At 34.3% G+C, this 25,834-nt stretch carries 21 protein-coding genes and 1 tRNA gene; 9 read left to right on the top strand and 13 right to left on the bottom strand.

All coding sequences use genetic code 11. The features are described 5' to 3' along the window. Positions 1 to 420: 420 nt before the first annotated feature. Together F6K23_RS02600 and F6K23_RS02595 are read left to right on the top strand one after the other, a co-directional pair. The gene (locus tag F6K23_RS02600; RefSeq protein WP_293150240.1) at positions 421 to 777 is read left to right on the top strand and encodes a hypothetical protein; all 357 of its coding nucleotides are present in this window, start codon (positions 421 to 423) and stop codon (positions 775 to 777) included. A 144-nt stretch (positions 778 to 921) separates the two neighbouring features. Next, positions 922 to 1,950, top strand: coding sequence for an LD-carboxypeptidase (locus F6K23_RS02595; RefSeq protein ID WP_367267606.1), 1,029 nt, complete (start codon positions 922 to 924; stop codon positions 1,948 to 1,950). Positions 1,951 to 2,144: 194 nt separating this feature from the next. On the opposite strand, the gene F6K23_RS41395 is transcribed toward F6K23_RS02595, so the two are convergent. The 6 genes from F6K23_RS41395 to F6K23_RS02575 form a co-directional block, all read right to left on the bottom strand. After that, positions 2,145 to 2,537 carry a zinc ribbon domain-containing protein gene (locus F6K23_RS41395; RefSeq protein ID WP_367267596.1) on the bottom strand — a complete coding sequence of 131 codons (393 nt, stop codon included), beginning with the start codon at positions 2,535 to 2,537 and terminating at the stop codon, positions 2,145 to 2,147. Then, complete coding sequence (locus F6K23_RS02590; protein ID WP_367267595.1) at positions 2,456 to 3,307, bottom strand: RNA-guided endonuclease InsQ/TnpB family protein; 852 nt, start codon at positions 3,305 to 3,307, stop codon at positions 2,456 to 2,458. Before F6K23_RS02590 ends, F6K23_RS41395 begins: the two co-directional genes overlap by 82 nt. Then, a complete protein-coding gene (locus F6K23_RS41390) occupies positions 3,291 to 3,389 on the bottom strand; it encodes a helix-turn-helix domain-containing protein (protein WP_367267594.1) in 99 nt (32 codons plus the stop codon). Before F6K23_RS41390 ends, F6K23_RS02590 begins: the two co-directional genes overlap by 17 nt. A 318-nt stretch (positions 3,390 to 3,707) precedes the next feature. Then, positions 3,708 to 4,226, bottom strand: coding sequence for a hypothetical protein (locus F6K23_RS02585; RefSeq protein ID WP_293150236.1), 519 nt, complete (start codon positions 4,224 to 4,226; stop codon positions 3,708 to 3,710). A gap of 336 nt (positions 4,227 to 4,562) precedes the next feature. Next, a complete protein-coding gene (locus F6K23_RS02580; protein ID WP_293150234.1) occupies positions 4,563 to 5,054 on the bottom strand; it encodes a hypothetical protein in 492 nt (163 codons plus the stop codon). Positions 5,055 to 5,655: 601 nt separating this feature from the next. Then, positions 5,656 to 6,582: an NAD-dependent epimerase/dehydratase family protein gene (locus tag F6K23_RS02575; protein WP_293150232.1), complete on the bottom strand. Its 927-nt coding sequence runs from the start codon at positions 6,580 to 6,582 to the stop codon at positions 5,656 to 5,658. 375 nt (positions 6,583 to 6,957) lie between these two features. On the opposite strand from F6K23_RS02575, the gene F6K23_RS02570 reads away from it, so the two are divergent. The 4 genes from F6K23_RS02570 to F6K23_RS02555 all read left to right on the top strand — a co-directional run bounded on the left by F6K23_RS02570 (position 6,958) and on the right by F6K23_RS02555 (position 13,660). Further along, a complete protein-coding gene (locus F6K23_RS02570) occupies positions 6,958 to 10,389 on the top strand; it encodes a response regulator (protein WP_293150230.1) in 3,432 nt (1,143 codons plus the stop codon). Positions 10,390 to 10,457: 68 nt separating this feature from the next. Further along, the gene (locus F6K23_RS02565) at positions 10,458 to 12,497 is read left to right on the top strand and encodes a sensor histidine kinase (RefSeq protein ID WP_293150228.1); all 2,040 of its coding nucleotides are present in this window, start codon (positions 10,458 to 10,460) and stop codon (positions 12,495 to 12,497) included. Between the two features lie 329 nt (positions 12,498 to 12,826). Further along, the gene (locus F6K23_RS02560; protein ID WP_293150226.1) at positions 12,827 to 13,018 is read left to right on the top strand and encodes a hypothetical protein; all 192 of its coding nucleotides are present in this window, start codon (positions 12,827 to 12,829) and stop codon (positions 13,016 to 13,018) included. A gap of 171 nt (positions 13,019 to 13,189) precedes the next feature. Next, the gene (locus F6K23_RS02555) at positions 13,190 to 13,660 is read left to right on the top strand and encodes a phosphate-starvation-inducible PsiE family protein (protein WP_293150224.1); all 471 of its coding nucleotides are present in this window, start codon (positions 13,190 to 13,192) and stop codon (positions 13,658 to 13,660) included. Positions 13,661 to 14,039: 379 nt separating this feature from the next. On the opposite strand, the gene F6K23_RS02550 is transcribed toward F6K23_RS02555, so the two are convergent. From F6K23_RS02550 to F6K23_RS02520, 7 genes are all read right to left on the bottom strand, one after another. Then, entirely contained in the window at positions 14,040 to 14,726 is a 687-nt protein-coding gene (locus F6K23_RS02550) for a hypothetical protein (protein ID WP_293150223.1), read from the bottom strand. A 1,154-nt stretch (positions 14,727 to 15,880) separates the two neighbouring features. Next, positions 15,881 to 15,953: transfer RNA gene (locus F6K23_RS02545), tRNA-Glu, on the bottom strand. A gap of 99 nt (positions 15,954 to 16,052) precedes the next feature. After that, on the bottom strand, positions 16,053 to 17,486 hold the full coding sequence (locus F6K23_RS02540; protein WP_293150222.1) for an S-layer homology domain-containing protein: 1,434 nt from the start codon (positions 17,484 to 17,486) through the stop codon (positions 16,053 to 16,055). Positions 17,487 to 17,556: 70 nt separating this feature from the next. Beyond that, positions 17,557 to 18,426, bottom strand: a complete 870-nt coding sequence (locus F6K23_RS02535) for a DUF4231 domain-containing protein (RefSeq protein ID WP_293150220.1) — start codon at positions 18,424 to 18,426, stop codon at positions 17,557 to 17,559. A gap of 490 nt (positions 18,427 to 18,916) precedes the next feature. Then, on the bottom strand, positions 18,917 to 19,714 hold the full coding sequence (locus F6K23_RS02530) for a pantothenate kinase (protein WP_293150218.1): 798 nt from the start codon (positions 19,712 to 19,714) through the stop codon (positions 18,917 to 18,919). A 607-nt stretch (positions 19,715 to 20,321) separates the two neighbouring features. Next, a complete protein-coding gene (locus F6K23_RS02525) occupies positions 20,322 to 21,257 on the bottom strand; it encodes a hypothetical protein (RefSeq protein ID WP_293150216.1) in 936 nt (311 codons plus the stop codon). 902 nt (positions 21,258 to 22,159) lie between these two features. Next, complete coding sequence (locus F6K23_RS02520) at positions 22,160 to 23,662, bottom strand: bifunctional orotidine-5'-phosphate decarboxylase/orotate phosphoribosyltransferase (RefSeq protein ID WP_293150214.1); 1,503 nt, start codon at positions 23,660 to 23,662, stop codon at positions 22,160 to 22,162. 344 nt (positions 23,663 to 24,006) lie between these two features. On the opposite strand from F6K23_RS02520, the gene F6K23_RS02515 reads away from it, so the two are divergent. The 3 genes from F6K23_RS02515 to F6K23_RS02505 all read left to right on the top strand — a co-directional run bounded on the left by F6K23_RS02515 (position 24,007) and on the right by F6K23_RS02505 (position 25,830). Then, entirely contained in the window at positions 24,007 to 24,720 is a 714-nt protein-coding gene (locus F6K23_RS02515) for a hypothetical protein (RefSeq protein WP_293150212.1), read from the top strand. A gap of 36 nt (positions 24,721 to 24,756) precedes the next feature. Next, a complete protein-coding gene (locus F6K23_RS02510) occupies positions 24,757 to 25,215 on the top strand; it encodes a hypothetical protein (protein ID WP_293150210.1) in 459 nt (152 codons plus the stop codon). A gap of 216 nt (positions 25,216 to 25,431) precedes the next feature. Then, positions 25,432 to 25,830 carry a type II toxin-antitoxin system RelE/ParE family toxin gene (locus F6K23_RS02505; protein WP_293150208.1) on the top strand — a complete coding sequence of 133 codons (399 nt, stop codon included), beginning with the start codon at positions 25,432 to 25,434 and terminating at the stop codon, positions 25,828 to 25,830. Positions 25,831 to 25,834: the final 4 nt, after the last annotated feature.

Here is a 25,834-nt window from a genome sequence, read left to right as displayed (position 1 = left end):
TATCTTATCATTAGCTCAAAGAGAGAAAATATATTCTGTAATATCATTTTTAAATTTAATGCTATTCATCAATTTAGAGACTGTTTGTTAAAGGAATATTAAATCCAGACGTAGTGCAGTGACACAACTAAAAATTCAGGCCCTTGTAGAACGAAGTGTTAGTATAGTTCATCCGCAGGATAAACCCAACAAAGCTTTGTAACATTACTGTTGAGAAATGGCATTAGTTATAATATAGCAGTTCCCAAGAAGCGTGAGGTACAATTAAGTAGGGGATCGCTAATCATAAAATCAACCCCATTACTGATGAAAGCTTGTTCTATCAACTGCGTACAAAATCAGTATAAAATCATATAATTGTCCGGGTGTTTATATACTAAATCTAAATCTATTTTATGATTACCAATATTTTCAGATAAAATGGATAAAAAAGAAAACGAGTTACCAATAATTAAGCCAACAATTAAGGTGAGAAAGGAATTTCAAGTAAAACAAAATAATTTGATCAGTAAAAACGCTATATCATCAATATTTTCCCAGAAAAAGAATCAAAAAGAAAATGATTTACCAACAATTAAGGTAAAAAAAGAAGATCGAGAAAAACTGATGAATATGAAGAATTTTCTAGAAACGATCAGTAAAATTGCTATATTTATGGTGAATTTACCAATTTCATTGCTTTGTTGTGTATTTGGCACTATATTAATTGTATTTTTTGTAATTCCATTTTATATTTTTTATAGTGTAATGCTGAGTATATCGTATCATAAAAAATAGCATTGAATCTTAAAACCAGAAGACAAGTTAATATTTTTAGGCAACTTTTTTTCAATTTATATTAGTAAAAATTCTGGTTTTACTTGTACTTTTTACTATAGAATATAATCAAAAAAATTATGTGTTTTTATTCCTACTTTAATGATGAGCGATCGCCGTTATTTTTTAAAATTGCTAGGTCTAAGTTTATTGGCAACTCAACTCGCTGCGACAAATAAGCGATCGCTCCAGGTTGCCTCAGCAGTATCACCGCAACCTATCCTCAAACCACCCCGCCTCAAAGTAGGCGATACCGTAGCAGTAGTTAGTCCTGCTACCATGATTTATAAACATCAACTCAAATACGTCAATTTGGTTTTAGGGCAACAAAAATTAAAAGTAAAAGTTGGCACCCATGCTCTCGATCGCTATGGATATTTAGCAGGTAAAGATATAGACCGTGCAGCAGATATCAATGCCATGTTTGCGGATGACGAAGTAAAAGCATTAGTAACAACCACAGGTGGTTGGGGTAGTAGTCGCATCTTGCCATTATTAGACTATGACTTAATTCGGAAAAATCCCAAAATAATCATTGGTTATAGCGATATTACTGCCCTGTTATTGGCGATATATGCTCGCAGTGGTCTGGTGACATTTCACGGTCCCTTTGGTACATCTTCCTGGAATAAATTTTCTGTTGGTTATCTCAAAGATATCCTGTTTGAAGGAAAGGCGATGACCTTGCAACCTCCCATAAATATTGTGGAAACTATTACGAGTGGAAAAGCACGGGGGCGACTGGTGGGAGGAAACTTGTCTGTGTTAACAGCAATGGTGGGGTCAAATTTTTTACCAGACTGGCGAGGGAAAATTTTGTTTGTGGAGGAGATAAGAGAAGATGTTTATCGGGTAGACAGGATGTTGACTCATTTGAGTTTGGCAGGTGTATTGCAACAGTTAGAGGGTTTTGTTTTTGCGCAATGTACTAGATGTCTGGATGAAGAGGATGATTTTCCCACGTTAACTTTATGGCAGGTTTTGTTAGATCGTATTCGACCTCTAGGTATTCCTGCTTGGTATGGTACAGCGATCGGTCATATTCGGAATAAATTTACAGTACCATTGGGAGTAGAGGTAGAGATAGATAGCGATCGCGGTACGATTCAGATGTTGGAAACTGCTGTGGTTTAAGGAACGGAGATTGATAAATACAGGACTTATATTATGTCCGGATAATCTGTAGAGGGCAAATGCCATTTGCCCCTACTAGATATGCTAGTTCTGTTTGACATCCTCCCCGGCCTAAAGGCACGGGGATTCCTACCGAGCCGTAACTCCTCGGCGGGTTGACGTCTCACAGGCTGCTGCTACCGTAGGCGGTAGTCTTACACTTGCCTCCACGTCCGTTTCTTGCTCCGCGTTCCCTTGCGCCTTTCGGCGGCGCGGGTTCGGTGCGCTTTTTTGTCTCCGAATGCCCAAGGAGCGACTAATATATTTATCGCTGCGTTTTCATCACGGTCGTGTTTTGCACCACAGTTTAGACACTCCCATTCTCGCACCTGAAGGTCTAGCTTGCCACCTTTAAAGCCACAGTTTGAGCAAATTTGAGAGGTAGGCTCCCAACGATTAATTACTCTAAAATCGCGACCATATTTTTCTGCTTTTCCTTCTAGGAATGTTCTGAAAGTTCTCCAGCCTAAATCTGATATTGCTCTAGATAATTTACGGTCTCTTGGTGCGCGTTCCGCAAGCGAGCTGGCGTCGTCGCGGGGTCGCACCGCTTTTTCACCATACCAGAAACGTTTAAATCTTCTAAAACAACTGTTTGGTTTTCACGAATTATTTCAGTAGATAATTTATGTAGAAAATCTGTCCTTGTATCTTTCAGTTTGGCATGGAACTTAGCAACTCTAACCCTTGCTTTTTCATACCTTTTTGACCCTTTAGTTTTATGAGATAATGACTTACTTAACTTTCTTAATTTCTTAATTCGTTTCTTCAGTGGCTTAGGAGCATCAACCTTTGTGCCATCGCTAAATGTGGCAAAGGTTTTAATACCTAAATCTATACCTACTGAATTATCAGTTTGAGGTAAGACTTCTGGTTGTATTTCTACTACAAAACTCAAGAAATATCTATGATCGGAATCTTTAATTACTGTTACTGATGATGGAGGAGCAGGTAACTCTCTTGACCATACTATTTTCAGCTTTCCAATCTTAGCTAAATAAACTTTATGTTGACCAACTTTAAATCCTCCCTTTGTAAACCTAGCAGTTTGCTTTGACTTTCTACTTTTGAATTTAGGAGGTTTAATAGGTCTACCTTTTCTCTCACCTTTTGTCGATTTGAAAAAGTTTTGATAAGCCTGATTTAAATCATTCAAAGATTGCTGCAATGGTATAGCAGAAACTTCTGATAACCATTCTCTGTCTTCAGTCTTTTTCGATTGAGTGATAAACTGTTTTTGTAGTTGAGAATTATTGGGTTTCTTTTCTCCCGATCTATACTTTTGTTGGCAACAAGCTAAACTATCGTTCCAAACCACACGGACACAACCAAATAGCTTTGCGCTCTCGGTATTTTTGTCCCGGTGTTGGATAGATACGATACTTAAATCTAGCTTTCATAATTTGACTCTTAAACTAACAATATGATAACATATTTATTGAAATAAAATCAACTACTAAAAAGTCGCCCTAGAAGGGCGAGGCTTTAAACCCAATTTTCTGGTAAGTCCTGTTGAAGTAATTTTAGAAATTCTCAACAGATATTATATAACCGGATTCTATGTGCAATTAACCGGATTTGATATCACAAGGGAAGAAGCAAAAAAAGAAGAGGAGGAATAGAAGATTGCTTCCTATCGTCGCAATGACAACTATTCAACCGGATTGTATATTATGCCTTGAGAGCTGACCGCTAACCGCTGAGTGCTGACTGCTATTTTAAACAAAAGTCACTTCTCGGTAAAAAAGAAAATCTTCTTCTATCGGAGTTAACTGTGAAGACTCATAACCTTCAACAATGGCAATAGGATCATTTTCAACTAAAATTGTGGCTCCAAGTTCACCTTCCGCAATATCAAAATCAAAATCAGAACTACCTATGATAAGTTTTATTGTATCTCCATCAGATGGATCGAAATTTTGAATTAAAGCAACTCCTTCACCCTGATAAAAGGTTGTTGAACCTGTGAAAAAACCACGACCATTAACACTTGTTCCTCCCAAAAAAAAGTTATCTTGACCTGCACTTCCCACCAAAGTATCAAATTCGTTACTGCCATCACTATATGTTACAACTGGCGAGGAAGTGAACTCTTGAGATTGCCCGAATTGCCGACTAGCTTCCTCTGGTGTCACGACTCCGTCATTATTGAAGTCAGGACCTGGCAAACTTAAAAAACTGGGTCTGGGAGTTACATCAACGCCATAAATGTCTTTTTCCCCTTCCCCATATCCCAAAATTACATCGCTACCGGGAGTACCAGTAAAACGTGCAGAGCGTTGTTAAAATTGACCATATTCTCTATAGTGAGCTTGACCTGTGGGAAAAACACCATTATTAACTGCCTCAGCTACACCAGAATTTTGTCCCAAATAGAATGAATCTACAAAACTGGTAGTCTGCAAATTTTCTATACTACCAACTTGGATAAAATGAGAAAATCCACTTACATAAGTACCTGTTTCTACCTGTGATGCTACATCATTATATTTTTGTAGGTAAAAAGTTTCGGCGTTGGTGAAAAGAGGTATGATATCATGTCCAGATCAGAGCGTTATAGAACGACCTGACGCTTACGCGATCGTGCTGACGCAACGCTTCGCGTTAACCTGCGTTGTGCGCCAGCAAACAAAAAACTTTCTTCTTCTTTCTTCTTCTTTCTTCTTCTTTCTTCTTCTTCTTTCTTCTTCTTTCTTCCCTCCTGTCTCCTGTCTCCTGTCTCCTGTCTCCTCAGTAATTAAGATGAATATCATACAGTAATTCACCAACGCCAAAGTTTCATCATAATCAGGACTTGTATTGTTGCGTCCCTCTTCATAACCATAATTAATGAAATGTTCTAGTCCTGACGCAAATATGTTTGTTTGTAGAATATTAGCTACACCAGGATTATTTTCTAAGTAGGTTGTTTCGTCATAGTAACGGGAAACTTTTGTGCGTCCTTCTGTTAAACCATAACGTTGAAAATGATCTAATCCTGATGTTACTAGACCTTGAGTAATTGCTGCACTAATACCTGGATTTTGTTGTAGATAATATTCCTCGTCAAAAATATCAAAGTTCATTGAATTTATCCTCTGTAATGTATGTAGTGCGGGCATCTTGCCCACGATGGGCGTACCTAAAAATGGAATGTGCTGTATCTTAATTCTTATGTTGATTCACCAAATCCGGAAATGTTTTTACCGAATAATTAATAATTATTAGAGTTGTTGGGAATCAAACCCAAAAAATGGCTAAAACCCTTATCAGTCAAGGTTTATAGTGCTTTGAATTCTAAAATTCTGAAACTCTTATACAGTAAGCTTTTGAGCATTTTAATTTTTTATTTCCCAACAACTCTATTAATTAAATAATTCAGCTTTATTAGTCTCCCCTTTCAAGGGGAAAAAAGCGGTTGAGGGATGGCGTTTGCTATCGCAAAGCTGCGCTAAAAGCGGAGCGGCTCTGTCAAGAGCGGGTCCCCTCGCCATATCCAATCAACCAAGACAGCGGTCGTTTGCGGAGCATTCCGTAGGATGGGATGGCAAGGAGACCTCGCCATATCCAATCAACCAATCGACCAAGAGAAGAAATAATACTTCCTTATATTCAATTCCGTAACGGTTTTAAACAGAGGTAATTATCCATTAATGAAAACTATTCCCTATTCCCTAGCGCTACACACTATAAAATTTCATCATCAATTGAAAAATCTACTTCTTTTTTGTCACGACCGGAGGCAAGAAAATCATTTTCAAATGAATCTTTCAAACCAGAAACTAAATCAAATTTTGGCTGCCAATTTAGTTCAGTTATAGCTTTATTTATACTGGCAAAGAAATGTTGAGTTCGTAATGGAAAGGCTTTCTTTTTTCCAAAGTCAAATTGCTTCGGATCGTAATGCACTAACTTAATAGAATCAGGAGATTTTCCAGCAGCTTCAGCACAAGCACGAGCTAAACCATCAAAAGTTACATAACGCTCTCCAGAAACATTATAAATTTGCCCAATTGCTCGATCGTTTCCTAATACATTTGCCATTGCCATTGCTAAATCTTTGACATGACCTAATTGAGTAATGTGGAGTCCATTTCCCGGAATAGGAATCGGGCGATCGCGTACAATTCTGTCAAAAAACCATGCTTCTAGATCGTTATAGTTTTGTGGTCCATAAATATAAGTAGGGCGAATTGAAGTCCAGGGTAAACCTTGATTTGTTAACTCTGTTTCTGTTTCATATTTTCCTAAATGACGACTTTTTGGGTCTATAGCATCTCCTTCTATATGAGGCATTTGGTCAGACTTTAAATAAACCCCCGCAGAACTCATATAAATGAAATGTTGTACTCGGTCTTTGAAGATTTCAGCTAAAGGTTTTGTATCAGTTAATTTTCTGCCATTATTATCAAAAATAGCATCAAATTTTTCTGGCGCTAATTTTTCTTTGAGTTGGGTGGCATCTGTGCGATCGCCATGAATTTCTTTAACTTCTGGAACTGGACTCGGTTTATTACCACGGTTAAATAGCACCACTTCATGTCCTTGTTCAACTAGAATTTTAGTTAAATAGACTCCAATAAATCGAGTCCCACCCATAATTAGTATTCGCATTTTTCCTCTTTTTTACCAACAACTAATAATTTCATCATACCCATTTACCAAGCCAAAAGTCAAAAATTAAATTCCATGATTAGTTTTAGGGGCATAAACAACCTTGATTTTTTATTTTTTAACTTGATTAAATCTCTCAAGACTGTACTTATTTTCTGGAAGCAAATCATACTGAAATTGAAGATCAATATTAAACTTTAAGGAATAGGGAAGATGGAAAATGGAAGAAGCTATAACTAGAGTTATAAATTAATATTTATGAAAGGCGATTCAATTAAATCATCAATGAATTTAAAAATTGCTATGGTAAGTATTGTATTTTAATTTTTGTTTCAATAATTTCAAAGTCATAGTAATACCAGGGTTAATTTACTTATGTCAAATCAATATTTAGATGGTTCAAATAAGAATAAATATCGAAAAGCTTCTCTACGTAAAGTTTTTGTATTACCTATTGTGCTGCAAATTATGTTTGCTGTAGGTTTGACCGGATGGCTCTCGTTACGCAATGGACAAAAAGCAGTCAATAATGTTGCTAGTCAATTACTCAATGGAGTGACAACCCGTGTCGATGAACATTTAGAAAGCTATCTAAAAATTCCTCCATTGATTAATCAAGTTAATAGAGATGCTATTCGTCTCAATAATTTAGATGTAGAACAACTCTGGGATTGGCAACAATATTTATTTAAACAAATGCAACTATTTCCAAATATTAGTAGTATTAGTTTTGGCTCTACCGAAGGAGAAGTAGTATGGTTGATTAGATTAGAAGATCAAAGCTTACAATTAGGAATTAGTGATTATTTAACAGCAGGAAATCTAGAAAAATATACTCTTGATCGACAGGGAAATATTATCCAACCACGAATTGAAAGTTTTCCATACGATCCGAGGAATAGACCTTGGTATCAAGCTGTTATCGAAGCGGGAAATCCTACCTGGAGTAAAATTTATCTTTGGATAGATGGAGATAATTTTGGCATTTCTAATGGATTACCTTATTATGATGAAAAAGGTATTCGTAAAGGTGTACTTAGTATAGATTTAACTCTTGATAAAATCAGTCAATTTTTAAGTAAACTAAAGATAGGTAAATCAGGAAAAGTATTTATTGTTGAACGTTCTGGATTAATAGTGGCTACATCCATTTCAGAAGAGTTATTTATGACTCCAGGTAATGAACAAAATTTACAACGACTGCCAGCGATAGAAAGTAGTGTACCCGTAATTAAAGCTTCAGCTCAATACTTACATAAAACTTTCCTTGGCCTGACTAAAATCAATCAAAGTCAACAGCTAAGTTTTGAGTTTAATAATCAACGTCACTTCCTAGAAATCAAACCTGTAAAATATGGTTTGGGTATTGACTGGATTATTGTAGTAGTAGTTCCAGAAGCAGATTTTATGGAAGAAATTAATATTCAAAGACGCAATACAATTTTATTATGGTTAGGAGCTTTAGGATTAGCAATACTTGGTGGAATTTTAACTTCTAGATGGGTGATTCAACCAATTATCAGCTTGAATAAAGCAGCTAGGAATTTTGCTCAAGGAAATTGGCAACAAAAAGTAGATATTAAACACTCTGATGAACTAGGAGAATTAGCCCATTCATTTAATACAATGGCTGTACAATTACAAGAATCATTTACTACTCTACAAGCGAAAAATTATGACTTACAAAGATTAGATAAACTTAAAGATGAATTTTTAGCAAATACTTCTCACGAACTTCGTACTCCTCTGAATGGAATGATTGGAATTGCTGAATCAATGTTAGATGGAGCAACAGGAGAATTATCGGAAATACAGCAAAAAAATTTATTAATGATTGCTCAAAGTGGTCATCGACTTACAGATTTAGTCAATGATATTCTTGATTTTGCTAAACTGAAACATCAAAATCTGGAGTTGCAGTTAAAACCTGTAGGGATCAGAGAAATAACAGAAGTAGTTGTCACTCTTTGTCAATCTTTAATAGGTACTAAAAATTTAGAATTAGTTAATTCTATTCCTGTTGATTTACCTCCGGTTTATGCTGATGAAAATCGCCTGCATCAAATTTTATATAACCTGATTGGTAATGGGATTAAATTTACAGATACTGGGAAAGTAGAGATATCGGTAGAGATTATTAATCAACAAGAAAATTCCCAGTTCAATAGTCAGCATCCAATTCTCAAAAACCAACAATTAGCAATTACTATTTCTGATACTGGTATTGGTATTGCAGAAGATAAACTATACAGAATATTTGAATCATTTGAACAAGCTGATGGTTCCACAGCTCGTCAATATGGAGGTACTGGTTTAGGTTTAGCAGTTACTAAAAAACTGGTGGAATTGCACGGAGGAAAAATTTGGGTGAAATCTCAAATTGAAATAGGTTCTCAATTTACTTTCACTCTGCCAATATCTACAGAACTTGCTATTAGTAACAATTCCGATATATCAAGATTTACAGATGCTAATAATATAGCTATAACTGGAGAAAAAGAAGAAGATATTGTTATTCAAGAAGAGTCAAAGGATGATGCAATTAAACCACTAGAAACTGTCCAAAGATTTCAAATTATGATTGTCGATGATGAACCAGTAAACTTACAGGTACTCGTCAATATTTTATCCCTCCAAAATTATGCCATAGTTCAAGCAATGAATGGTATAGAAGCTTTGAAAATAATTGAACAAGGTTGTCAGCCCGATCTAATTTTATTAGACGTAATGATGCCAAAAATGACTGGTTATGAAGTTACACAAAAATTACGACAAAATTTCTTACCTAGTGAGTTACCAATTCTGATGTTGACTGCTAAAAATCAAGTTTACGATTTAGTAGAAGGGTTGAATGTTGGTGCTAATGATTATCTGACTAAACCTATTTCTAAAAATGAACTAATTGCCAGACTTAAAACTCATTTGAGACTATCTCAAATTAACAGTTCCTATAGTCGATTTGTGCCTCACGAATTTCTCAGATTCCTCAAAAAAGACTCTATAATTGATGTGGAATTAGGCAATCATGTAAGTAAAAAAATGGCAGTAATGTTTTCTGATATTCGCTCTTTTACCGCTCTTTCAGAAACAATGACACCCCAAGAAAACTTTAACTTTGTTAATTCATATTTAGGGCATGTCAGTCCAAAAGTTAGAGATAATTATGGATTTATAGTCAAATATTTAGGAGATGGAATGATGGCTGTATTTCCTAATGGAGCAGATGATGCTGTTAAGGCAGGTATTGCCAAAATAAAAGAAGTTGTAGAATACAATATTATTAGGAAAAATCAAGGTTATAAACCTATTTCAATTGGCATTGGCATTCACTTTGGACAAATGATGGTAGGTATGGTGGGAGAACAAGCAAGAATGCAAGGTGATGCTTTTTCAGATAATGTAAACTTAGCTGCTCGTTTAGAAGGATTAACAAAATTTTATGGCGTTTCTATCATTATTAGTGAAGCAGTATTTAATAATTTAGTAGATGCAAATCAATATCAAATTAGATTTTTAGATCTAGTCCAGGTTAAAGGGCGGAATCATCCCATTAAAATTTATGAAGTTATGGATGGAGAAACCGAATCTTTGCTAAAGTTAAAAAGACAGGTTAAGTCAAATTTTGCTCAAGGAGTTTTACATTATCAACAACAAGAATTTACCATGGCAAAGGAATATTTCCAGAAAGTATTAACAGTAAATCCAAATGATAAAGTGGCAGAAATTTATTTAGAACGAGTGAATAATTTTTTATCAAAGGGCACACCTACGAACTGGCAAGGAATTACAATCTGGAATCAAAAATAATCAAAAACTTGAGCAAATTGTATCTGTATAATTGAAATGTAAGTAGGAAAAAATTAGCGATCGCTACCATGCCAAAGTTATCATTAAACCCTCTGTTTTACCAATCCCCACCAAAACTCCCCCTACGAGTCGTAGTCATTGTCCCATTTGTGCTGCAAATTATAGCAACAGTAGGATTAGTGGGATATCTTTCATTTACCAATGGTAAGCGCGCTATCAACGACCTAGCTAATCAGTTACAAAACGAAATTACAGCTCGTATTCAGCAGAAACTGAATATTTTTTTAGAGACTCCCCATTTGGTTAATCAACTAAATGTAAATGCTATTCGTCTTAATCAACTTAATATTCAAGAAATTAATGATGTGGAGCGTCATTTATGGCAACAAATTCAGTCTTTTGATTCCATTGGTGTCATTGGTATTACATCTACATCAGGAACAATGATCGCAGTCAGTCGCCAAGATAATAATAGATTTAATATCATCATTACAGACGAATCGACAAAAGGAGAACTTCAGGAATATGCTACCAACGCTCAAGGGGTGCGGACTAATCTCACAAAAGTAGTTCCGGAGTACGACCCCCATATACGACCATGGTATCAAGATGGTATCGCTACAGGTAAAGCAGGTTGGGGTGAGATATTTAGATCGCTCATTGATCAAAGAGTAGAAATTATGGCGACTCAACCAGTAATTGATAATGATGATAATGCGATCGCTTTAGTCACTGCTACTCTCACCTTCTCTCAATTGCATGACTTTCTCAAACGCTTGAAGATTAGTAAATCTGGGGAAGCTTTCATTTTAAATCGTTATGGACAATTAATCGCTAGTTCCGCCACTTCTGAACCTTTTATTCAAGACAATGGGGATTTAGAATTAATAGACGCTTCCAACAGTAATGATCTTTTAGTTAATTCTGCAAGTAAACACCTGAAAGACAGGTTTGAGGATCTCAATCAAATCCAAAGCAATTTATTACTTAACTTTGATATTGATGGTCAACAACAATTTTTACAAGTCGTACCTTTTAACGATCAATATGGTTTAGATTGGTTGATTTTGGTAGTAATTCCCGAAGCAGATTTTACAGAACGTATTCATGGGAATACTCGAATTACTATTGCTCTATGTTTCATCGCATTAATAATAGCAATTATTTTTGGTTTATTCAGTTGTGAATTGATTATTAAACCAGTCAAAAATTTAAAGCAAGCAGCAACTTCTATATCTATTGGAAAATGGGAACAAAGAGTAAAAGAAGTTCCCATTGAAGAGCTAGCAGTATTAGCTCAAGGATTTAATCAAATGACCGAACAGTTAAAAAAAACATTTGTTGAATTAGAGAACAAAAATACAGCTTTACAAGAGGCAGACCAGTTCAAGGATGAATTTATGAAAAATATTTCCCATGAACTGAGGACTCCACTTAATAGCATTATTTGTTCTATAAAATTAATCCTTGATGGCTTTTGTGATAGCCAAGAAGAAGAAACTGAATTATTACATCAAGCTGATAAATCTGCTATTCATTTACTGAATTTAATTAATGAACTTTTAGATTTGGTGCAAATTAAGGAAGGCAAACTTCCGGTCAATAAAAAGTTAGTAAATTTGTATGATTGTTTAAATGAAATAATTGATTCTCAGCAATCTATAATTCAACAAAAAAATCTGCAACTCTATAAATCTAATATCTCTAAATCCATATTTGTAGAAGCTGACCCCAAAAAGCTAAAGCAAGTATTCTTAAATATTCTTGATAATGCAATTAAATTTACTGAAACTGGTAGTATTACTATTGATGCTCAGATTAAACCAAGTATTAATACTTATGATATAGATCAAGTACCCATTGTAGTAGTAACTATTAAAGATACAGGAATTGGGGTAGAACCAAGGGAACAGTATAAACTATTTCAATCTTTTGTCATGGTAGATGGTTCGACTACTCGTGCTTATAGTGGTTGTGGTTTGGGATTATCAATTTCTCGTAGTTTGATGGAATTGATGGGGGGTAATATTACTCTAGAAAGTGCTGGAAAAAATCAAGGTACTACAGTTTCTATCTCTTTACCCATTACTCTCAAAACTAGAGAATAGGGGATAGGGAAAGTGGCAATAGTAGCTAGATTTTTCCAACAGAGGGAAGATATGGTTTTTTTATAGCAGAAGAAAGAAGGAATAATCTGGCATTGTCTGAGTTTTAAACTTTTGATATGTCCGTACCCTTTCCTTTGACTACTATATATAGCAATCACCGAATCAGATGTGAGAATTTTATTGCTTCGGTGTTTCCCATTCCCTGTTCCCAGTTAAGTGTTCCCTAAAAATCTACAATATCTCACAACTCAAATAAGATTGCTATAACTAATTACCAACTTGATATAATCTTATTCTAATTAGGCAAAACTAAAATCTAGAGTTAAAATATGCCATCCAATTCCGATCGTTTACCAGAACAAGATTCAGGAGTACCTAATACCTCCGAATTATCTCCTTTAATCAAAAATTTATCAATCGCTACCTTGGTGGGAATAATAGCTTTTGTTGGAGTAAGTTCTTTGATTATTGCTGCTAGTCAAAACAATGTTAATGACATTGAAACAACAGAAGAAAAATAGAGTTTTGCACACTCAAAAAGTTAAAAACAAAAAATAACATTCTCTCAGTTTCCGAATCCGAACTCAAGTCCCTAATACCAATTAGATTAAAGAATGTTGCACAACTGTAATTATCAGGCATAGGGAATAGAGAGTAGAATATTGATTCAAATAATATAACTAAATATAAAAATGAAGAATTTCCTTAAAACTCTCAAGAATATTTTTCTTCCTGAAAAAGATGATCTTTTTCTAGGATTAGTTGAAAATATAGAAGTCATAGTATCTAAAATTCTATCTTTAGCATTGATAGCTGTAATTATTTTTGCTGTCTTTGACGTGATAGTTTTTATCTCTCAACAACTTTTTTTTACATCTCATCCTTTGTTTAAAGATACATTATTTGAAATATTTGGACTATTTTTAAATATTTTAATTGCCCTAGAAATTTTAGAAAATGTTACAGCTTATCTCCGCAAGCACGTCTTTCAAGTAGAGTTAGTAATTGCTACTTCTTTAATTGCTGTAGCTAGGAAAATTATTATCTTTGATATTGATAAAAAAACAGGAGAAGATTTAATCGGATTAGGATTTGCTATTATTGCTCTATCCATTAGTTTCTGGATTATTCGAACGCAAAAAAATAGACCATCTAATCATTAATATTATCGTCGCTACCCTGCCCTGGCGTTTTTAATTTTAGGTATTAGGAAGTAGATTTTTCCATAGCATTATTGTGGAACAACTCTTGTTGAAAACCCCACACCTCATCTGCGGTGAAGACAAGTTTATTGAGGTATCATATTACAGCAATTTCCAACTTAATGAGGCACAAAACCTATTCTGGACAGCAGGGAAGAGGAAAGAGTAAAGAGAGATTAATATTTAACTGGAATGATATAATTTCCTTTACTACCAGCATCGTTAGTAGGGGGAAACGGTCGGAAAACCATTCTTGAATACTTAATAATGCCGATGATACCGGATTTTATATCAACTCCAATTTAAGATTGAACCTACAACCTACAACCTACAAACTTCTTCAATTATCTTGGTGCTTAAACATAGAAGTAGCGCCGAATGTTGCGAAAGCTAATAAACCTAATATTGAAGTAGGTTCGGGAACAGGAGTTAACATTATATTATCAAAGTTTACATCACCAGAACTAGCAATATAAATTTGAGTAATATTTTCAAAACCATCTATTGATAGAGTTTCAAAAGGCAAGGATATATCGTTACCAATGGAATATTCTATAAATTGACCAGAAACTTGCATTGTTGGATCAAATGTTGTGGAAATCAAGATTTTAGTATCATCTGTTGTATAACCAGTAATTGCATTTTCATTCTTCCGCAATTGATAATCTAAACTTTTTAAAGAGAAGATGCCACCATTTTTTAAAGTGATAAATGAACCTAAAAGTCCTAATTCATTAGTAAAATGTTGAGCTTCATAATTCTGACGAGCATGAAAATGTGAAGTATCACTAAAATAAGCTGATGAACTGCCTATTTCCTGTGCTGAAAATGCTGCTACATTAAACCCATTTTCCATGAAACATTTACCCGCACTCAATGGAGAAGTACAAGTGTTGGGATTGGAATTATCATATATTTCAAAATCATAAGTAATTGTTGCTGCGTTAGTTTGCCCACTACCAACAAATAGTATCGCTAAAGTTGCACAACAGCTAATACCCGTAGTTTTTAATCTTTTGAAGATCATATTATTAATGCCTAAATTTCAGTAAATTAATCATGGAGATAATAGCACTGAATTTCTGAAATTACAACTGCTTTGATCTGATTTTTATCTATGACAAAATGTCATACTTTTTTTAGTTAATTAAAGATGATAACTGATTTTTTAATTATTATCAATTTAACTTAGGAGCTATTTCAACAATGAATAATGAATAATGAATAATGAATAATGAATAATTACCTCTCCTTGAAAAGAAATTGAAGAGGATTAACAAATTCATGAAAATTTTTTTTCACAGGAGTCGATTGGATATGGCGAGGAGACCTCGCCATCCCATCCTAGGTCATGCTGCGCAAACGACCGCTTATTATTCCCTTAAAAGGGGAGGCGCATACCCACAATTTTTCGGTAAAAATAAGTTGTACAAATTTTATCTGGGATAAATTGTGAAATACAGCTTCCATCAAAAAAACTCTAATGGTTATTTTTACACGAGTCCTTACTGTTTAATAACTGATTATTTGAATTATAAAAGTGAGAAAATTTTCTATTTAAGGCCAAAAATATAGATTAAGGTGTAACTACCTTTTTTGAATTTGGTATAATACTAATTTGATCAACGTTTGTTACAAATAGACGTTGCATGCAACGTCCGTACGAAAGAAGGAAGAAGCAAGAAGGAATAAATATTGAAAAAAAAGGGAAAACTATAGATATAACCATCTAAAATGAACTGGAGAAGTTATTTTTAAGCATATCCGAATCAAGATGCACTTTTTATAGCAGGCGTTGCATATTTGTGGGATGAATTGTAGTCTTGGAGAAAAAAGAAGTTAGAAGTATGAAAGATCAGATGTACCTGTTCCAAAAAGATTCATCCCTTGATTCAGCAACGCCTATAGCATTCTTTTTTCAAACTGGTATAAGGGGATAAAAAAGAAAATTATGCATCTTCTTGCCTCCCTATTGCAGGAGGTAATGATAGCCTCTGATACAAGACGCTAACTGATATAGCAATCGAAGGAAATGCTAGGATATATAAAAAGTTTAAAACTCAGGGAACGCCAGATTTTTTCTTCTTCCTTCTTCCCCTGATATTGACCTTGACTATGACTATTTTCCCCAAAAAAACAAAAAATAACAGAATTAATATTTCTGCTATCCTTAATTTATTATACCCCCAAGGGAATTCGAATCCCTGTCGCCTCCGTGAAAGGGAGGTGTCCTAGGCCTCTAGACGATGGGGGCTTGTTTGTTTCTTTTCACTCTTACTAAGTTAGCGAATTCCTAAATAAATGTCAAGGGGTATGAAAAAAAAATTTTCGCTAAACTGTTTGACTATCTTGACTACTGAAGATTGTGGCTTTGTTGTAAAGCCATCTGAGCCGATATACCCTCTTTTTGGTCTCCAAAATACCATAAAACAGCAGCAGCTTCAGCCCGACTCACTGTTTTATCTGGCCTAAACAATTTAGTATAACCAAAAACCCGCCTAACATTAGAAAAATTATTTTGAGCATCTGCCAATACAGCTCTTAAAGCGGCAGGGTCAATCCTAGAAGCATCTTGAAAGTCCCAAGCTTCTTTAACTTTCTCCACTGTGGCCTCTGGCAATGGCTTGCGAAAATCTAGAGGTACTTTCCACATAATCAAATCCTCACGGGTTAAAAAATCATTTGGACGAAATTTAACTACATTAGTATCTCCAGACAAAGGACTAGGAATTAAACCAGCTTCTGCCAAACCTTGAATTATGGCAAAGTCTGGGTCGGTTTTCGGGACATCTTCAAAAATTGGTGTTTCATTGACCCCTGCTAATCGGATTTGTTTAGCAGAATTATTAGTAAAAATCTTATTATTAGTATTTACCAACCACCGAACATATTCCCGCCTAGTAACAATATTCTGAGGATCGACTAAAAGAGTAGTAGTATCTGGATTATCTTGATTTTTGGGTTGTGGCTGCTGAAATACTCCCAGTTTGGACAAATCTGCTATGTATTGACGTAATCCTAAAGGCACATCTCTAATAGCTTTTTTCAAGACAGGGGACTCTGGAGAAGTGGGTATCGGCACTGGGGTTATATTACCGGGAGGGAATTGTGTAGGAGTCGGTAACGCGGCTACTCCGGGAGTGGGCAAAGGTGCCGGGAATAATGTAGTTGGAGATGGCTCAGGAATAGGTGATGCTGTGAAATTGGGAGATGGCTGAGTTTCTAGCTGGATAGTTGATGGAGAAACTGGGACGGGTGGAGGCGAGGGTATATTAGTAGTTTCTTCATTCTTGGATTGATAGTCTATCTCATATTCTGTTGCTGTTCCTGGAGTTTGGCTTGGTTTGAGGGATACCTCTACCTGCAAATCATTTTTTTCTGCCACCAGAGATCCACTACCCTCTTCGGTAGGTTCGCTAATAATTTCCCAATTCTTGTCTCGAAATTCTTTTTGATAGAAATTTTGGACTACATTAGTAGGGTCTGAACTACTCCAAACTGTTTTTTGCTCTTGTTCGGATTTTTCAATTAATTCGGAGTTAGGATATGGAGAGATTTCTGAAGGAAAATCAGCCGGAATTTGTGTTGGTTGTTCAGGTTGTTGGTTGTTTTGAGTGGTGTTTTGAACTAATTGGTTAAAAGGAGGGTTATTTTTTAACTGGGGGTCTGCAGCTAAAATTTTTTCTAGTTCTTTACTTGAGGGATTATTTGCACAAGCACTGACTGACATTAATAAACAAATAGTTAAACTGGTAAATATAGAAGGTCTATTTAATAACATATTCATTAATATAAATTTAGTTGCTATTTTTCAGGGAGGTTTTTGTTTCCTCCCTTGATTCTCAAAACTATATTTTTTAGGTATTCTTTAACAAGGATTTTGCCTGTTCAGCAGATAAGTTGTTTTTTTCTTCCTTTTTTTCTTCCTGTTGTGTTGATTCCTGTCCTTCTACTTGTTTGAGATGAATAGTATTTACCTTAGTAATAAAATTAGCTATAGAATTTCTAGCTTTTTTGCCACGTTCAGTTGTATCTTCTACATCATAAATTCTATAAGATACATTTGCACCTAAGATAAATTTCTCCTGTTCTGCTTCTAAGAGTTCCACAACTCGATTAGCAGAAATCCAATTTTCTTGGAAAGGAAATGAAGTTACAACACTAGCAACTATAGAAGCGATCGCTGGACAAATTACAGGTAACCATTTTAACCAAGCCTGACCAGTTTCCAATTTATCAACAAGGACTAAAATGGGGGTAACTCCCGAAAAAACTATTGTGCCTAACTGCAAAATATAGTAGATATTTCTAGCTTTTTTCCTGGTCTTTTTGTAATCGTCTATTAACTCTTGAGTATAACGTAAAGCTTTTTCTACTTCTTGAGTTATCTGAATATTTTCTGGAGAATTTTCTAGTTGTAAAACATTACCGTATAAGGTTGCTTTTTTAAGTAAATCAGAATCCTTGATTGTTTTAGTGTAGTTGATTTGTAATTGCCGATTTAGGAGATACAAAAAAATAAACAAAGCAATAGAAACTGCTAAAACTATCGACAATTTAATCTGATCTGAAAATAAATAAACACCAATTCCTGAGCCAATAATAGTAGAAAAAGATATATATTCACATATTCTCAAAAATGATAGGATACGTGGGCTGGATGGTGGAGATTTATAATTATCGGCCTTGATATTTAACTGAGAATCAAGGGTTTCCGAACTTGTCATATTCTGTTTATTCCTTTGATTTGATAAGTGGACTAAAATACTCTCCTACTAATGAGATAGTATAGTAAGGGCAGAATTATATTAATCTATTATTAATATATTATTTTACCGAGCAAATTACTTATATTTATTTTTGGCGTTGGTGAATCAACATAAGAATTAAAATATTTGGACTAACCGTAATCAACATAAGAATTATTAATACCCCTTTCATTACTTGTTCCCGAACAACATACTGAACGAACTAATCTGTACTGTACGGACGTTGCATATTACGTTCCTACCTATTCTTACAGCCACGAAAATCATAGCTAAATTCACCAACACCTTATTTTTATATTTTAAATTAGTATATTTGACGCTAAATTTTGGCGTTGCATAGTGACGAATGATGTTAGATTTTTGATGAACAGAATGTTGGATTAATCAATTGCTAGAATGATTAATATTAGGTTTTTTTAGTCAAAATCTAAACTAATTTTTGGCAATATCATTTCATAATGTGCAAACCCCAAATTTTTGCTATACCCCAAAAAATTACTTCCGGTGCATCAATGATAGTTGCACCTAACTCAGGAAAAAGTTTTGTGAAATGAGTTAATAATAAGATGCGATCGCCTCCTGTCAGCACTATTTGTCCTTCAGGAAATTCTTCTCGCCAAGCAACAATATAATTTTGCATACCTGCCAATACTGTATATATTACCCCGCTTTGAATGGCTGTTGCTGTTTCTTTTGCCCACCGTGGAGGTAACTCTACTGGTATATCGACCAAAGGTAACATAGCTGTTCCTGCTATCAAAGATGATAATTGCAACCTTAACCCTGGTAAAATAGACCCCCCCACTATTTTTTTTTGGACATCAGCACCAGTAAAAGTAATTGCTGTACCAGCATCTATTACTAGCACAGGCCAACCCAATTTTGTGCCTGCACCCAAAACCGCTAAAGCTCTATCTATTCCCAAGGTAGGATAAAGTCCTTGCAGCGGTAGTTTTTCTAAAGTAATCATATCAGACCAAGGATAAGTTTGCCAAAGTGCTGTTTGTTGAGGAACTACTGATGCTATTAATAAAGGCATCTGATGATTGAATTTTATATTCTGAGTTTCTAATATACTTTTGAGTAGTTTTATTACTACTGTTTCTCCATTAATATTTCCCTGATTTTCCAAATCTTGAATACGATCTATATCCCAGGTTTTCTGAAGTATTGCACCCACAAAATATCCCCAGTGTAACCGGGTATTTCCAATCATTAAACCGAGCCATTCTTGATTTTCAGACATATATAGTAATTTCATTAGAGTTGCGTAAAAAAACATGGTCGCTTTTAGGCAACAGGCAACAGTTCATTAATTGATAATGGATAATGAATAATTGATAATTACCTCTGGTTAAAACCGCTACGGAATTTAATATAAGGAGATATTATTTCTTTTCTCTTGGTCGATTGGATATGGCGAGGAGACCTCGCCATCCCTCGACCGCTTTTTTCCCTTAAAAGGGGAGGCTTCAAGGCGCGAATTATTTAATTATTAATTATTAATAACTCGGTAAGAAGGTTTGCCGAACTTTTTACTGTTAGTAAATAACTAGCTGTTGTTTGACACATCATTTGAAAACGCTATATAAATATGTTCGACAATTAATAATTAATAATTACCTCTCCTTTAAAAGAAGAGAATTGACTCAAAGGAAATTTTTTCTTTATTATCCCCTTAAAATGGGAGCCTTTAAACGACAATTTTTAGGCTAAATTTTCACGATTAGACATCTCTAATCATCAAAAATAAAATCAGTTATCCCAAAGAAATTATCAATTATTTCCCTGTACGGACGTTGCATGCAACGTCCCTACTCCCTACTCCCTACTCCCTCTTTTGGTGAAGATGTCTATTTGTAAGGAAGTCCTACATCTAAACCAGAAGTATATATAGCAACTGCTTGGTCTTGCATATTAAAGACTATTTTTATGCCTGTATCATCAGGATTTTTCCATTCATAAGCACCCTTAATTTGATTTTCTGCTTGTGACTCATCTGATGTAACTTCTTGTTCTCTACCAAGAGTATTATTAACTTGCATTTCCCTTGCTTCTCTTGATTGTACAAAAGCTTCTGAGTCAAATTCGGGGTCTATTTCTCCCTCTGCTCCAAGAATATTTCTTATTTCTTGGTATGTCATCCCTAACTGCAATCTTTCATATTTTTGTCGGGTAATTGAATAAACTGGTTTGGGTTGATTCCAGAAAGGATTACCAAAATTATAAGTATTCATATTTTTAGTCCGAATAGTAACCACTTTCTGATTAGAATCAAAAATTATACTCATACTTGTACCATCAGGATTAACCCAATTATATGCAACAGTATTAGCATTAGTTAAAGGATTATCTCTTGTGGGTTGTTTTATTCCTTCACTACCAATAATTTCTCTAACTTCATCATAAGTCATCCCAACTTTAATATTTTCAAAATCTGTACTGGTAACTACAGGAGGTTTTCGATTAACTCCGAAGTTAGTCGCGTTCAAATTTTGAGCAGATAATTTAATCAGTTTATTCTCTGAATTAAATACTGCAACTATACCTGTATTATCATTATTTAGCCAGCGATATGCTACACCAAAATTTTCTGTTGTTGGGCTATTATATTCTGTATAAACTTTGCCTTCTCTTCCCAATATTTGCTTGACTTCTTGATAGGTCATACCAATTTTTAAATTATTATAATCAGCTCTAGTAATTCGATTAGCTAGAGCAGGCTTAAATTGTAGATTTAAGATAGAAATAAAACTACTAATAACTGTTACCAATAAAAACTTTTTCATCGTAATTATCTGACTTAAATATTTTCTATATTTTAATGTAAGTATTTCCTACAGAATGCTGCGCAAACAGCAGTCAGCTATCAGCTATCAGCTATGAGTTATTAACTCATTATCGCACCGAAAGTATCCAATATATTCAGGTTCTATAAAAATAGTGAATTACACAAAAATCATATTATTAGGACTTACGCAGATACGCTATATATAGTACTCATAACTATTGTCCAATAGTTACTGGACTCTATACACAGTGTCTTTGCGTAAGTCCTGATTATATAGAATCCGGATAATTACTATAGCTAAGTCATTGCGACGGTCACTGCGTGGAAGGAAGCAATCTCAGGGTTTGAGGAGATTGCTTCCGCTTCGTCGCTGCGGACGACTGTTCAACCGGATTTTATATTAGTGGGATAGACTCATGTTTGCTTCCCCATTCCGCACCGAAAGAAAAAGGCAATCGACTAACCTTAGTAAGTTATTATCTTCAAAAGCTGTTTGCTTCCAGATGACAAACGGAAATACTATTTGCGGAGCATTCCGTAGGAAATGCTTATATCTGTTTGCAGAGCATTCCGTAGGAAATGCTTACATTTTATACCAAGCGTGAAAAAGAATCAGGACTTACGCAAAGGCACTATATACAGGGTCTTGGTCTGTTATGCTAGCGCTAACACACCCTACTAATAGCGTTCATGCGTAAGTCCTAAGAATGCTATAAAAAGTGCCTGTCAATCAAATATGCTTAAAAATAGTAGCTTTCGTTCATTTAAAATAGTTATGTTGATCGTTTTTACCTTTTTTTTCAGAATTTTCTCCTTCTTCCTTCTTCCTTCTTCCTTCTTTCGTAAAGACGTTGCATGCAACGTCCCTACTATTTGTAAAAAACACTTATCAAATTGGTATTAATGATGATTTTTCAGAATATCAAATTGTTCAGAATTAATCTTGCTAGACTCATATAAAGTTTGAGCAATTTCTGTCAAAGTCAATACTGAATAACTCCGATATCCATTTGCTTGTAACTTATCTTTTACTCCCCGTTCATGGTCAATAAAAACAACAATATCTTCTACTTGCAATCCCACTGATTTAAGTTTATCTGCTCCCTTCATTACACTATTACCACTAATCATAATATCATCCACAACAACAATTTTTTCCCCTGGTTGAAAATGTCCTTCAATTAATCGACCAGTGCCATAAGCTTTCACCTCTTTCCGAGGAAATATCATCGGACGTTCTAGACGTAAAGCTAAACCTGTTGCAGTGGGCAATGAACCATAAGGAATACCTGCAATTCTATCAAATTCTAATTCTTTGATAATCTCTGCATAAGCAGTAACAATTTTATGGAATATTTGAGGAATAGAAATGATTTTTCGTAAGTCTATATAATAAGGAAAAGTCGCCCCCGATGCTTGTACATGGTCGCCAAAAATAATACAGCCAATATCATAAAGTTGTAAGATTAAATCCCGGTGTGGTTCATGCTTTAAAAAACAAACATCTGGCAACCACAATTCACAAGTAGGACTACCTTCAACTACCTGTAGACGTTGTTCATTAATCCTATCTCTTAAGGTTTCAATTTCTTGATTTGGATGTGCTGTACCAAATAATTTTGGTGGGATTGGTAATAATAATCCTTCACCATTAATATTCAAACCAGCAGCTAAAAGTTGAGTTAATTCTTCAGGATTAGCAATATCGTTTTCTTGCGCTATATCTCCCTGAATTAATATTAATCTTTCGGGAGCAATTTTTCTGATTCTAGCTAGAATATCTGGCATTACTCCTACTTCTAAACCTAACTGTTCAATAGTTCCCCAACTTTGAGCTTCTTCTACTAATTTGAGATAAAGAGGTTGCTCTTGATTTGGGAATTCTTGTAATACTGCTGCAGAAGAATTTGCTGTAGCACAAAGTAGGAAAACAGTTTTGCCTGGATAAAGTAAAAAAGGTGTAACTAAATCAAGACCAGTGTAAGGTGAAATTGTACAAGCATCTACTTGTAAATCTTGAAAAATAGTCCTAGCAAATACCGTACTTGTATTGAAGTCGCCGTGTTTAGCATCTAAAATAATTGGAATTTCAGAAGGAATAGTTTTTATGGTTTGCTGAAGTAGTTCTAAACCTAGTATCCCCAAACATTGATAATAGCCTAGAGAAAGTTTATAAGCACATACATATTTTTCTGTTTGAGTTATTAAAAAATAGAGCCATTCCCACCAATCTTGAATTAATTCTTGATTATCTTTTTCTGGAGGGTTAGCAAATAAAGATTTTGCTGGAATATTTTGGTGGGCAGCTTCTTTAGGTAAACTTTCTGGGTCTGGATCTAATTCGAGATAAAGTAAACTTTGATTCCGTTCTATACTGTTTAGTAGTTTGTCAAAAAAGTTCATAATAGTTGATTCTAACTACGAGTGCTGTAATTATTTAAAATTATAGTAAGCAAACAGCCGTCAGCTATCAGCGTTTCAGCTATTACTTTTAATTTTGGATAAAAGCTTTACTAATTGAGGCATAATTTATACTTACTACTACCAAAGTAGGCTTTAAAGTCTATATTCATTTAAACCTCCTCATAAGAGCTGAGAGCTGACAGCTAATAGCTGAATGCTTACAAATTATATGATAATATAATAATTTATTACTTAATTTATACAAGGTATTATTAAAATTTAGGTACTTAGTGAGCAAGGCTCCTACTGTGGCCTATATCTTAACAGTTAATCAATAATAATCAATGGAGGTAATTTATATTTTGCAAGCTAAGGAGATAAAGGCACAATTAAAATCTTTGATTCAGGGAGCATCTTTAGTAGATTCAGATTTGGCAAAAAGATTAGATGAAGTAAATAAATGGATTAAACATTTAAAACCTGGTACTCTGACAGCCAAAAAATTTGTGATGCTTTTTTTGAGACAGCTTATTAAAGATTCTCAAATTTTTCTAATTATTAAATCTATCCCAAAGGAAATTGAGCGAGAATCTTACTATCAGAAAATGACCCCTACAGAACAATATTGGTATAAAGAATTATTCCCAAAATGGCTACAAGAAAAAGACCCTAAATTTTATATTTGGAAACAAAAACTAATGTCAGGAAAGTTTACTCAGGAAGATAGGGAAATAATTCAGGCGATCGCTAATCAAATTAAACTTAATCAAGGCACAGTTTTACAACGCTATATTGTTGATTTATCTATGGCAACAGATATTATCGTTAGTGGTAGTCAAGAGAAACCGTTATGTATTCAACTTACAAGTTTATCTAAAAAATTTGCTAAAGATAAAGTAGAAAAGTGGCAACATACTCTAGTATTTTGGGAAATTGACAGAGGACTTTTTTTAAGCTATAATCCAGGTAAAAAATATTTTAAAAATGAATTAGTCAAAACCATATTAGATAACAGCGATAATCTCCAGAAAGGTAATTATTTAAAGTGTAGTTTGTAACTGAATGTAGATCGACTGAGGAAAAATATTAATATTATGACGACAAACAAAAAAAATCCTCCCGAAGAGAAATTAGCAGAGTTTACTAAACTATTAGAATCAGCTCGAAAATTACAAGATGATATTTTAAATTCTGGCTTAGATGCAGCAGACCTTTATGTGGAAGATATTGATGGAGATTGGTTAGAAAATTGGGATGATAATACTTATTTTGACTCTATAGTTTTTCTGCTCGAAAGTGATGATTTAGTAGCAGTAAAAGTCAGGGAAAGATTACGAGAAAAATCTACATCAGAAATTGCTTCAGAGTTAGAAAAAATGTGGCAAATTTCTGACGAGCATGAACGTATTTTTGCTGTAAAAAAATTATTGGCTGGTGGTGTTAGTGTAGGTAGTAATAATCGAGATATAAGTGATAAAAATGAAGAAGATGGAATTGAACTTTTGGAATTAGCTGAAGAATTGCTAGAGAAATTAGATAAGATTTTTGAGTAATAGGAATAATTGATAATGAATAATGAAGACTATCTATAATTATCAATTATCCATTGGAAACTTGACCACATCTTTTATTGGTTCAGGTGCATCTCCATTTTGAATAAAGCCAAAAATTTATCGCTAGTCAAACAATATTCTTCTCAAGGAATATTAAGCTTTACATTCCGTTAAAGGAATATTAGGATAGAGATATGTTTGTAATTAAGTAGCTAAATGACATGGAATTGGGAATTGTATCTAGATGAAACAGAAAAAATACCAAAAGATTTACTAGCTTTTTTTGTGAGATTAATACCGGAAGAAGAGAAATCTCCAGATTTACCAAAACCAAAGCTAACAGAAGCAGAAACTAAGCGACTTCAGGTTAATCTTAAATATCTCTGCGATAAAGGTTTAGCATCTTTGACTAGGGATAATTTTGATAAACTGGAGGATGATTTGTATGAATTTAAACTCACTAAAAGTATACACAATCCTAGATTTATACTCACAACGTTAACTCCTCAAAGATTTGTGATTTTACACGCTTTTAAAAAGAAAAATAATGGTGCAATTAAAGAAAAAGATAAACTAATTGCCAGACAAAGATTAGAGAATTTAAGAAATAGGTAAAAAC

Origin of the sequence: Okeania sp. SIO2C9, from assembly GCF_010672455.1 — a bacterium.
Classification (GTDB): Bacteria; Cyanobacteriota; Cyanobacteriia; order Cyanobacteriales; family Microcoleaceae; genus Okeania.
The sequence above is the reverse complement of the archived record's forward strand: the minus strand, read 5'-3'. Positions and strand labels throughout refer to the sequence as shown.

Bases quoted from the DNA above. Each gene is read 5' to 3' on its own strand.
- F6K23_RS02525 (WP_293150216.1), bottom strand. From the start codon at position 21,257: ATGAAAAAGTTTTTATTGGTAACAGTTATTAGTAGTTTTATTTCTATC.
- F6K23_RS02515 (WP_293150212.1), top strand. From the start codon at position 24,007: ATGGAGGTAATTTATATTTTGCAAGCTAAGGAGATAAAGGCACAATTA.
- F6K23_RS02580 (WP_293150234.1), bottom strand. From the start codon at position 5,054: ATGAACTTTGATATTTTTGACGAGGAATATTATCTACAACAAAATCCA.
- F6K23_RS02535 (WP_293150220.1), bottom strand. From the start codon at position 18,426: ATGACAAGTTCGGAAACCCTTGATTCTCAGTTAAATATCAAGGCCGAT.
- F6K23_RS02600 (WP_293150240.1), top strand. From the start codon at position 421: ATGGATAAAAAAGAAAACGAGTTACCAATAATTAAGCCAACAATTAAG.
- F6K23_RS02560 (WP_293150226.1), top strand. From the start codon at position 12,827: ATGCCATCCAATTCCGATCGTTTACCAGAACAAGATTCAGGAGTACCT.
- F6K23_RS02555 (WP_293150224.1), top strand. From the start codon at position 13,190: ATGAAGAATTTCCTTAAAACTCTCAAGAATATTTTTCTTCCTGAAAAA.
- F6K23_RS02575 (WP_293150232.1), bottom strand. From the start codon at position 6,582: ATGCGAATACTAATTATGGGTGGGACTCGATTTATTGGAGTCTATTTA.
- F6K23_RS02540 (WP_293150222.1), bottom strand. From the start codon at position 17,486: ATGAATATGTTATTAAATAGACCTTCTATATTTACCAGTTTAACTATT.
- F6K23_RS02595 (WP_367267606.1), top strand. From the start codon at position 922: ATGAGCGATCGCCGTTATTTTTTAAAATTGCTAGGTCTAAGTTTATTG.
- F6K23_RS41390 (WP_367267594.1), bottom strand. From the start codon at position 3,389: ATGAAAGCTAGATTTAAGTATCGTATCTATCCAACACCGGGACAAAAA.
- F6K23_RS02565 (WP_293150228.1), top strand. From the start codon at position 10,458: ATGCCAAAGTTATCATTAAACCCTCTGTTTTACCAATCCCCACCAAAA.
- F6K23_RS02530 (WP_293150218.1), bottom strand. From the start codon at position 19,714: ATGTCTGAAAATCAAGAATGGCTCGGTTTAATGATTGGAAATACCCGG.
- F6K23_RS02550 (WP_293150223.1), bottom strand. From the start codon at position 14,726: ATGATCTTCAAAAGATTAAAAACTACGGGTATTAGCTGTTGTGCAACT.
- F6K23_RS02520 (WP_293150214.1), bottom strand. From the start codon at position 23,662: ATGAACTTTTTTGACAAACTACTAAACAGTATAGAACGGAATCAAAGT.
- F6K23_RS02510 (WP_293150210.1), top strand. From the start codon at position 24,757: ATGACGACAAACAAAAAAAATCCTCCCGAAGAGAAATTAGCAGAGTTT.
- F6K23_RS02570 (WP_293150230.1), top strand. From the start codon at position 6,958: ATGTCAAATCAATATTTAGATGGTTCAAATAAGAATAAATATCGAAAA.
- F6K23_RS02505 (WP_293150208.1), top strand. From the start codon at position 25,432: ATGACATGGAATTGGGAATTGTATCTAGATGAAACAGAAAAAATACCA.